The sequence below is a fragment of the Arthrobacter sp. TMT4-20 genome, from assembly GCF_054510775.1.
The window spans coordinates 92,422-102,295 of record NZ_JBTNDW010000012.1; the positions used below are offsets into that span (position 1 = coordinate 92,422).

The window sequence follows — 9,874 nt, forward strand, 5'->3', positions numbered from 1 at the left end:
CGTGCCCTTTCCCGACTCTCTCGTTCCCTATCCTTTAACCATTGAACAGAAAGAAGCGCTGACCATGCATTTGGCCTCAGTACGCGAAGGCGGCGACGAACTTGCCGCGGTGATCCACCCTGAGCGCGGCGTCGCGCTGGTCCGTGACCTCATCCCGGGCTTCACCGGCGACCTGTTGGAGCTGCTGGCCACCGATTCGCTCGGCAAGCTGGAGTCGTTCGCCGAGTCGGCGGACACCGCTGTGTTCCGGGACCGTGACACGGTGACCTTCGGCGCCCCGTACCGGCATCCGCGGATGCTGTGGGGCATTGGCCTGAACTATGTGGAGCACGCCTCGGATCTGTCCGAGGGGGTCCCGGAGGAGCCGGCGTCGTTCATTAAGGGCGATCACACCATCATCGGTCCGGGCGACAACATCACCATCCCGCGCCAGAGTGTGCGCACCACGGCCGAGGCGGAACTGGGGCTCGTGATCGGCAGCTACTGCCGCGACGTGGAGCCGGAGGACGCGCTGTCCTATGTGGCCGGCGTCGTCACCCTGCTGGACCAGACCGCCGAGGACATCCTGGAGAAGAACCCCCGGTTCCTCACCCGGTCCAAGAACTTTCCCGGCTTCTTCTCCTTCGGGCCGGAGATCGTGCCGCTGTCGGAGGTGGCCGACGACGCCGGGTCGCTTGCCGCCGTCGAGGTGTCCACCGTGATCAACGGTGAGGTGCACCGCAGCAATGTGGTGGGCAACATGAGGTACTCCCCCGAGTACCTGGTCAGTTTCCACAGCAAGGTGATGCCGCTTTACCCGGGGGACATCATCTCCACCGGCACACCGGGCGCCGTGCACATCAGGGCGGGTGACGTGGCGGAATGCCGCATCCCCGGCGTCGGGGTGCTCAGCAACCCGGTGGTCGACCAGACAACCAGTGTTGGTCAAGAAGACAGTGCTCATCAGGAAGGCAGTGGCGTCAGTGAGTGACACCCCCGACGACGGATTACCGGCCGGCCCCCTGGACGGCATCAAGGTGGCCGACTTTTCCAGGGTGCTCGCGGGACCGTTTGCCTCGATGATGCTGGCCGATTTCGGGGCCGATGTGATCAAGGTGGAAAGCCCGTCCGGCGATGACACCCGCAGCTGGACGCCGCCGGTGGACGAGTACGGCGTGGGCACCTATTTTTCCAGCGTGAACCGCAACAAGCGTTCGGTGGTGTGCGACCTGACCACGCCCGAGGGGCAGGCGGCGGCGCTGGAGATCGCGTTGACGGCCGACGTCGTGATCGAGAACTTCCGTCCCGGCATCATGGAGCGGTTCGGGCTGGATTACGAGTCCCTCATGGACCGGCGGCCGGACCTGATCTACTGCTCCATCACCGGGTTCGGCAGCACCGCCGGTGCGCACCTGCCGGGCTATGACCTGCTGGTGCAGGCCGTCGGCGGACTGATGAGCGTCACCGGCGGGCTCGATTCCGAGCCCAGCAAGGTGGGCGTGGCCCTGGTGGATGTGGTGACCGGGCAGAACGCCGTCGTCGGGATCCTCGCCGCGCTGCGGTCGCTGGAGCAGACCGGGGTGGGACAGCGGGTGGATGTGAACCTGTTGTCGTCGCTGCTGTCGGGGCTGGTGAACCAGGCGTCGAGCACGCTGGCCACCGGTGAATCCCCGCAGCGGATGGGCAACGCGCACCCGAGCATCGCGCCGTACGAGACGCTCCGGACTGCCGATGGCCCGCTGGCCGTGGCCGTCGGGACCGACAAGCAGTTCGCCGGGCTGGTCCGGGTGCTCGGTGTGCCCGAGCTTTCCAGCGATGAACGGTTTGCGGGAAATTCGAACCGGGTGGCCAACCGGGTGGTGTTGAAGTCCCTGCTGGAAGAGCAGCTGGGCTCCAGGTCCGCCGCCGAGTGGTCGGAGCTGCTCAGCGTCGCCGGTGTGCCCGCGGGGAAGGTGAACTCGATTGTTGAGGCGCTGGAACTGGCGGACACGCTGGGACTCGCCCCCGTCGTCGAGATCGCCAATGCTGACGGGTCGCGGACCAGCCAGCAGGTCGCCAACCCCATCCACCTCTCCGGGACCCCCGCCCGGTACCGGCGCCCGCCGCCCCTACTCGGCGAGCACAATGGTGCCGCCTTTGACCTCCCCGCCGTTCCAGCGTTGCAACACCTACAGTGAAAGCAGGATCCTCAGTGACTTCCTCAACCGTTGAAAGCAGCACCATGACTGACATGTCAGACCTGATCGGTATTGAATCGCTCCTCTCCCCCGAGGAAATCAGTCTCCGCGAGACCGTCCGGTCGTTTGTGGACAGCGAGATCAAGCCGAACATCGCCCAGTGGTACGACGACGCCGTCTTCCCGATGGAAATCGTGCCGCAGATGGCCGAGCTGGGCCTGCTCGGCATGCACATCAAGGGCTACGGCTGCCCGGGTAAGTCCTCGGTGGAGTATGGGTTGGCCGCGATGGAGTTGGAGGCCGGCGATTCGGGTCTGCGGACCTTCGTGTCGGTGCAGGGTTCGCTGGCGATGAGCGCCATCTACAAGCACGGCTCGGAGGAGCAGAAGACCGAGTGGCTGCCGCAGATGGCTGCCGGGACCGCGATCGGTGCGTTCGGGTTGACCGAGCCGACTGCCGGGTCCGACCCCGGCGCCATGCAGACCTTCGCGAAGCGTGACGGGTCGGACTGGATCCTCAACGGCGCCAAGCGCTGGATCGGCCTGGCTTCGGTGGCGAAGCTCGCGATCATCTGGGCGATGACCGACGACGGCGTCCGCGGCTTCGTGGTGCCCACCGACAGCCTGGGCTTCGTGGCAACCCCGATCAAGCAGAAGCTCTCCATGCGGGCATCCATCCAGTGCGACATCACCCTGACAGACATCCGGTTGCCGGAGAGCGCGATGCTCCCGAACGCCAAGGGACTGCGTGGCCCGTTCGAGTGCCTGAATGAGGCGCGCTACGGCATCATCTGGGGCGCTATGGGTGCTGCCCGGGACAGCTACCTCACCGCTCTGGCCTACTCGCAGGAGCGTCTGCAGTTCGGGAAGCCACTGTCCGGTTACCAGCTGACGCAGGAGAAGCTGGTGAACATGGCGCTGGAGATCAACAAGGGCACGCTGCTCGCCCTGCAGCTGGGCCGGTTGAAGGACGCCGGAACCCTGCAGCCGTACCAGATCTCGGTCGGCAAGCTGAACAACTGCCGTGAGGCGATTGCGATCTGCCGCGAGGCGCGGGCGATGCTCGGCGGCAACGGTGTCACGCTCGATTACTCGCCCCTGAGGCACGCGAACAACCTGGAGAGCGTCAGGACCTATGAGGGCACCGACGAGGTGCACACCCTGATCCTGGGCAACCACATCACCGGCGTTCCCGCGTTCCGGTGAGCGACGGACGTCGGACAGATGTAGCCGAGTTATCCGGAGCATCGGTCCGCGTTGTCGCCTTGGCTGCCATCCAAGCCAAAGCTTGGTGTAACGGACACGATCGATCAGGTGGCCACCATACCGCCAGTACTCCCTCCAACCCGGTGAAGAATTCTGGTCAATCTCTGGAGACGGCGGGGGGATTTCGATCCCCAAGGCACCCAAAAGTAGGTGTGTCACTAGCTCACGGAGAAGTTGGCATGCCGTGCTTCGTACAAGTTGGGTTGCAAAGTCAGTCCTCATTTGAACTATGTGTACGGACGCACCACTTACCCTCACCGATGAGGATCACGCGCTAGGATCCCGGATCGCGGACTGAATAAGAAGAAGCCCGAATGACCCCTGCACCGTCCGGACGGGGATAGCCTTCACATAGGGAGATTTGAATGACCCAGAGGAAGATGGACCTCGCCACCGGCATCCGCAAGGGCTTGACCCACTACGGGGACGCCGAGTTCTCGTTGTTCCTGCGGAAGGCGTTCATCAAGGGCGCCGGATATTCCGACGACGCCCTCGACCGGCCGGTGATTGGGATCATCAACACGGGCAGCGGGTTCAACCCGTGCCACGGCAACATGCCGGCGCTGCTGGAGGCGGTGAAGCGTGGGGTGATGCTCGCTGGCGGGTTGCCGGTGGACTTCCCCACCATCTCCATCCACGAGAGCTTTTCGCAGCCCACCAGTATGTTCCTGCGGAACCTGATGTCGATGGACACGGAGGAAATGATCCGCGCCCAGCCGATGGACGCCGTTGTGCTGATCGGCGGGTGCGACAAGACGGTACCCGCTCAGCTGATGGGTGCCGCATCGGCGGGGGTTCCGGCGATATCGCTGGTAACCGGCTCAATGCTGACCGGCGGCTACCGGGGCGAGCGGGTGGGTGCGTGCACCGACTGCAGGGCGTTCTGGGGCAAGTTCAGGGGCGGGGAGATTTCCAAACCGGAGATCGACGACGTGAACTCGCGGCTGGTCGGCAGCGTCGGCACCTGCTCGGTGATGGGAACAGCCAGCACCATGGCCTGCCTGACCGAGGCGATGGGCATTGCGATGCCGGGTTCGGCGTCGGCTCCCGCGGTCACGGCCGACCGGGTGCGGATCGCCGAGGCGACCGGGACCCAGGCTGTTGCCCTGGCGGCGGCTGGCACGAAGATGGACACCATCCTGACGCAGGAGTCATTCGAGAACGGGTTGCGCGTGCTGCTCGCCATCGGCGGCTCCACCAACGCGATCATCCACCTGACCGCTGTGGCTGGCCGGTTGGGGATTCGGCTGTCGCTGGAGCAGCTGGACAGGATGAGCACTGAGACTCCGGTGTTGGTGGATCTGAAGCCGTCCGGGAAGTACTACATGGAGGACTTCCACCGTGCCGGCGGCGTGCCGGCAGTACTGCGTGAGCTCGGTTCTCTCATTCACCGTGATGTGCCGACCGTAACCGGTCGGACGCTGGGTGAAGAGATTGACGACGCCGGTCCCGGCTTCCCGCAGGACATCATCCGGCCGCTGTCCAACCCCGTGTATCCGGAGGGAAGCCTCGCATTCCTTCGCGGAAATCTGGCACCGGGTGGGGCGATCATCAAGCAGGCTGCCGTATCCCCTGCGTTGCTGGAGCACACGGGGCCTGCAGTGGTGTTTGAGAACACGGCGGACCTGGCGGCGCGGATCGATGATCCCGACCTGGACGTCACCGCCGATTCAGTGCTCGTGTTGAAGAGCATCGGTCCCGTGGGTGCGCCCGGCATGCCCGAGGCGGGGTACCTACCCATACCGAAGAAGCTTGCCTCCCAGGGTGTCCGTGACATGGTGCGGATCTCTGACGGTCGGATGTCCGGCACTGCGGCCGGCGCTGTGGTGCTGCATGTAACTCCCGAGTCAGCCGTAGGCGGTCCGCTGCGGCTGGTGCAGACCGGAGACACGATCACGTTGAGTGTGAGTCGGCGGCTGATCCAGTTGGAGGTGTCCGACGCTGAACTTAGCCGGCGTGAAGAAGCAATGGGTCCAGCAGCTCCGGTTGTCCCCGAACGCGGCTACCGGAAGCTGTTCGTTACCGAGGTCACTCAGGCCGACGAGGGCTGCGACTTCCGGTTCCTGCAAGGCTAAACATCTGGGCCGACCAGCTGCCTAGCCCTCGAGCGAGCGGGACGGCGAAGATGCTCCACGATCCCTGTGATGCTTTAAAGCGTCCGTCGGAACAGGCTGGGCCGTTGGCTGAGTGTCATGCAGACTTAGTGGATGGTGGCGAAGATCGCGGTTCTCTCGGACATTCACGGAATGCTTCCCGCGCTTGATCGGGTTCTTGCAGAGCCCGCAGTGCAGACAGCCGATCTGATCGTCGTGACGGGTGATCACACTTGGGGTCCACAACCGGCGGAAGTACTCGACCGCCTGACGGAACTCGGAGGGCGGGTGGTTCTTGTTCGCGGCAACGCTGACCGTGAGCTGATGCAAATGGCTCAAGGCATGGACGTGGGTCTCGATGACGATCCGTTGTCAGTCTGGGGCAGCCGCCAGCTGTCGCCCGAGCACATTAAGTTGCTCGAAGAAATGCCCGAGAGGGTGACCCTCGATGCGGCCGGTTTTGGATCAGTCCTGTTTTGCCATGCGACACCACGCGATGACGAGGAAGTCGTCCTTGTGGACAGCCGATTAGAGCGCTGGGAGCAGGTGCTTCAGGACGTTCCTATGGACGTCGAAACCATTGTTTTGGGACACACTCATATGCCGTTTACGCGGCTCGCAGGTAACCGGCTGATGATCAATCCGGGCAGTGTCGGCCTTCCATACGGACGACCGGGCGCCCATTGGGCGCTCCTTCACGACGGAGCAGTGACGCTTACTCGGACACTGATCGACGTTGAGGAACTCATTGAAGAAGTCACCGAAGGGTCGACGTTCCCTGAGGTCACCGGTTGGCTCGACGAGATGATCCGGCAGGCCGCGTCGGATTCCGAAGCTCTCAAAGCCTTTGCGCCCAGAGACGGACGTGCGTCCCAGTAGACCGTCCATTAGCGTGCTTCCGATCAACTTCGAACATTGACGCTGGACGTCACGCAGACTTGAACCGCAGGGCTACCAATTCACGCGTCCTCACCACATCAACCTTGCCAGCCGTCCGCTCGATGAGCGCTGCGGCTAACCGTTTCGGCCAAAGCACCTCAACGCCACGAGTCGAGAACGCACCACCGATGAGGGGCCAGTCTGCTTCGACAAAGCACAGCGCCCCGGTGACCGGAACATCGCCGACAACCTCCCGCACAACGTCTACTTGTTTGAGCATCCCATCGACCAGCTTGGTGCAATCACGCCGACCAACCAGGAGCTTCTCGACGCGTGGGCGGACGAGGCCACCCTCGATCTTCAATTCAGGCCTTCCCTTGTACCGCTTGGCATCAATCACCCAGATTCCGCCGGAAGTGATGGCGATGTGGTCGATGTTGGCCTTCGAACCGGGGATGCGCCGGTCGTGCAGGACAGCTAGGCCATCGGCTGCCAGGGCATTTAGCCGAGCGCCAAGGCGTTCCTCACCGATCGCGCCGCGATCCCAGGACTTGGTGTGCGTCCGCTCGTCAGAGAGAGCGACGGCGAGACCGCCGAGGCGACCCCACTTCTCGCGGAGCTTTTCTTCGTCCTTCGCCTTACGGCGGTCATATTCGCGTCGGGCGGACGCCCCGGCTACTCCAGACTCAGTAGTTAGCGATTCACCACAAGGAGGTTGCAAGTCAGGGGACGTGGTTTCCGTAGTAGTCGCGGCGGCACATGCCAAGCAGCGGACGGTCTTCGTCTCGCTCTGATAGATCGCTTCCGTCCCCGCCGGAAGAGACGCACCGCACAGCCGACATGATCCGGCATACCGAAGCCTCATTTGCTTCATGAGAATGCATTATGGATTCTGAGCGCGGACCAAGCCTGCCTATAGATCTCGGCGGTTAAGCCGCGGATACGCTTTGCCATGGCTCAATCCTCACCCATGTCAGGACTATTCGGAGTATGCCGCGCAGCGCCGTTGTCCTCGTGATCATTCAAAGCCCTGAGCCGATTTCAACTGAAATCGAGCCAGCTACGCTGTAGCGAAGTCGTACCGCCCGTAACCGGTCCCCTTCACCGCGACACTTTTTCGCCGCTCCCCCGGCGACAAAAATTCCATACAGAACCTCGGTTCTAGGATTCGCGTTTACCCCGCCCGTTAAATTGTCTCGCTTAGGTAGCACAAACGCTACGGTAGGACCCATGGCCGGACACATCATCGGATACGCACGCGTCTCCACCAACGAACAAGACCTCACCGCCCAACGCAACGGGTATAACTGTTAGCCAGGAATGGCGGTTAATCGCAGCTTCAGTTGGCGGTCCTGTCGTCCTATTCAGCGATCCCTGACTGGGACTGATTTAGTGCATGCTGGTGGGATGCAACCGGACCGGCATAAGTGGAGAAATACACTCGCGGAGGTCATCGCGCTGATCAACGACTTGGATCCGTACGGCCTCGAGCCTGGCACTGCAGCCGGCGCACCGCAGGACGAGTACGAAGCTGAGGCGAGCCCCATAACTAGCTTGCTGCTCAACAACAGATCAGTCAGCAGGAATCAAGTGGATGCAATCTGGCAGGACTGGTTCCAGGAATCACTCAGCCAAGTCATCGGTGATGCGGAAGCGGAACGCTTCTGCGTCAGCCTCAACTCGCTGAACGACTCGCCCTAGCGTTCATTGCCGCACATGGGTTTGCAAGCTCCGTTGTCGCAGTGAGGGATCCGCCTGCGGGACGATCGGCTGATCGACCTTATGGAACGCTGGATGCGACAAAGGGATGGGGATACGGGGACGGTCTGGCGTATGCAGACCCGGGCACGATCCCGCCAGCCCAAACCAGACAAATAGAAGCTCAGGGGATGCAATCGGGGACGGTTTAGGAGCACCCTTCTTCTTCGCCAACCAGGATCATTCTCATGTCGGTGTCGGCCGTGAACTCACGGGTACCGTCGGAATAGGTAATCCGCATGGCCTCCGCTTCTCCATCGACTCCTGGGTTCGGGAGGGACAACGCAACGACCACATTCGCCTGCTCACCAGGGCCTAAGGTGGAATTCTCGAGTATTCCGCGCCGCTCCCAGGCGGCTTCCTCTTGAGGAGTATCAGCCACAGTGCTCGTGCCCCCAAGAACGTCGTCATCGCCCTCAGGGTTTATCACCATGAGGTAGCTCTCTTCGAGAGTGAGATCGGTGGCTTCGACTAGTTCCAAGCTGGTGAACGTTAGCTCCCGATCGCCTTCGTTCAGAACGATATCCCCAAGGGCCGTAAAGCCTTCCATCTGTGCAGGAGCGCACAGCTCATCTTGGTCCTCTCCCGCGTCGAGCGGCCCATTTGTCCCTACCGAACATCCGGTACAGAGGGCAACAGTGGCAATGACGACGGTGAGTTTGAAATATCTCCTATGAGATCCACCTTGCATCGTCAGGTCGGCGAGAGTAGGACGAAAGTTTTTATTCATTGAATACCCTTCAGGTCGAGCTATTCCATCGGGGCAATAGTTAGTGGGCCGACCTAAGCCGACCCACAATATGTCTCACACCCCCATCTCGCATGAGACGTAAGTGAAGTAAATCACCCAATCATTCAGAGAACAACGTAATAGGGGAAACTTCCACACAGAGTGTCGCGCCGAGCGGCCCTGAACGAGCTTATGTTAACGCCAGCCGAAAGTAGGGCCAGGAACGCCAACTGAAAATAGGGCCACCGACCATGATGGAAGGTGATCAATTTGGATGATTGGGCGAAGATACGCCACCTGTTTTCGACGGGTCAGCACTCGAAGCGTGAGATTGGCAGGATCGTGGGGGTTTCCCGCGGAACGGTGGATCGGGCGTTGGCATCGGATCGGGTGCCGAAGTATCAGCGGGCGTCTGGGGCGTCGAGTTTCGACGCTTTCGCTCCGAGGGTGCGCGAGTTGTTGGTGAAAACCCCGACAATGCCAGCGGCGACACTGGCGGAGCGGGTGGGCTGGTCTGGATCGGCGTCACTGTTCCGGGCCAAGGTCGCCGCAATCCGGCCCGAGTACGCGCCGCCGGACCCGGCGGATCGTCTGGTCCATGAGCCGGGGTTCCAGGTCCAGTGTGATTTGTGGTTCCCGCATGAGCCGTTGCCCGTGGGCGAGGGCCAGCACGACACTCCGCCGGTGCTGGTGATGACGTCGGCGTTCTCGGGATTCATCCAGGCCCGGATGCTGCCCTCCCGGACGACCCCTGACTTACTTGGCGGAATGTGGGCCCTGATCCAGGACGCGCAGGCGGTCCCGGCGCGCCTGTTATGGGACAACGAATCCGGTATCGGCCGTCGCCAGCCAACGGAGCCAGTGGCCGCGTTCGCCGGGTCTCTGGGGTTGGAAGTTCGGTTACTTCCACCGAGGGACCCGGAGTCCAAGGGCATGGTGGAGCGGATGAACAGGTTCTTCCGGCAACGCTTCATGCCGGGCCGGAACTTCGCC

Annotated in this window: 9 protein-coding genes; 7 read left to right on the plus strand and 2 right to left on the minus strand. The window is 62.4% G+C overall.

The genetic code is table 11. The annotated features are described in order from the left end of the window. Positions 1 to 64 precede the first annotated feature (64 nt). The 5 genes from ACX80Z_RS12665 to ACX80Z_RS12685 all read left to right on the plus strand — a co-directional run bounded on the left by ACX80Z_RS12665 (position 65) and on the right by ACX80Z_RS12685 (position 6,393). On the plus strand, positions 65 to 970 hold the full coding sequence (locus ACX80Z_RS12665; RefSeq protein WP_459316103.1) for a fumarylacetoacetate hydrolase family protein: 906 nt from the start codon (positions 65 to 67) through the stop codon (positions 968 to 970). After that, positions 963 to 2,156 carry a CaiB/BaiF CoA transferase family protein gene (locus tag ACX80Z_RS12670; protein WP_459316104.1) on the plus strand — a complete coding sequence of 398 codons (1,194 nt, stop codon included), beginning with the start codon at positions 963 to 965 and terminating at the stop codon, positions 2,154 to 2,156. Before ACX80Z_RS12665 ends, ACX80Z_RS12670 begins: the two co-directional genes overlap by 8 nt. A gap of 44 nt (positions 2,157 to 2,200) precedes the next feature. Then, on the plus strand, positions 2,201 to 3,361 hold the full coding sequence (locus tag ACX80Z_RS12675) for an acyl-CoA dehydrogenase family protein (protein ID WP_459316113.1): 1,161 nt from the start codon (positions 2,201 to 2,203) through the stop codon (positions 3,359 to 3,361). Positions 3,362 to 3,786: 425 nt separating this feature from the next. Beyond that, entirely contained in the window at positions 3,787 to 5,496 is a 1,710-nt protein-coding gene (locus ACX80Z_RS12680) for an IlvD/Edd family dehydratase (protein ID WP_459316105.1), read from the plus strand. Positions 5,497 to 5,628: 132 nt separating this feature from the next. Further along, entirely contained in the window at positions 5,629 to 6,393 is a 765-nt protein-coding gene (locus ACX80Z_RS12685) for a metallophosphoesterase family protein (RefSeq protein WP_459316106.1), read from the plus strand. Between the two features lie 49 nt (positions 6,394 to 6,442). Here ACX80Z_RS12685 and ACX80Z_RS12690 read toward each other — a convergent pair whose 3' ends face one another. Next, positions 6,443 to 7,114, minus strand: a complete 672-nt coding sequence (locus ACX80Z_RS12690) for a nuclease-related domain-containing protein (RefSeq protein ID WP_459316107.1) — start codon at positions 7,112 to 7,114, stop codon at positions 6,443 to 6,445. Between the two features lie 686 nt (positions 7,115 to 7,800). On the opposite strand from ACX80Z_RS12690, the gene ACX80Z_RS12695 reads away from it, so the two are divergent. Further along, positions 7,801 to 8,094 (plus strand): hypothetical protein, encoded by a 294-nt coding sequence (locus ACX80Z_RS12695; protein WP_459316108.1) that lies wholly within the window; start codon positions 7,801 to 7,803, stop codon positions 8,092 to 8,094. A 205-nt stretch (positions 8,095 to 8,299) separates the two neighbouring features. On the opposite strand, the gene ACX80Z_RS12700 is transcribed toward ACX80Z_RS12695, so the two are convergent. Beyond that, the gene (locus ACX80Z_RS12700) at positions 8,300 to 8,881 is read right to left on the minus strand and encodes a hypothetical protein (protein ID WP_459316109.1); all 582 of its coding nucleotides are present in this window, start codon (positions 8,879 to 8,881) and stop codon (positions 8,300 to 8,302) included. 261 nt (positions 8,882 to 9,142) lie between these two features. Here ACX80Z_RS12700 and ACX80Z_RS12705 point away from each other — a divergent pair. Next, positions 9,143 to 9,874 (plus strand): transposase (locus ACX80Z_RS12705; RefSeq protein WP_459316110.1); only part of this gene is annotated, 732 nt, incomplete at its 3' end.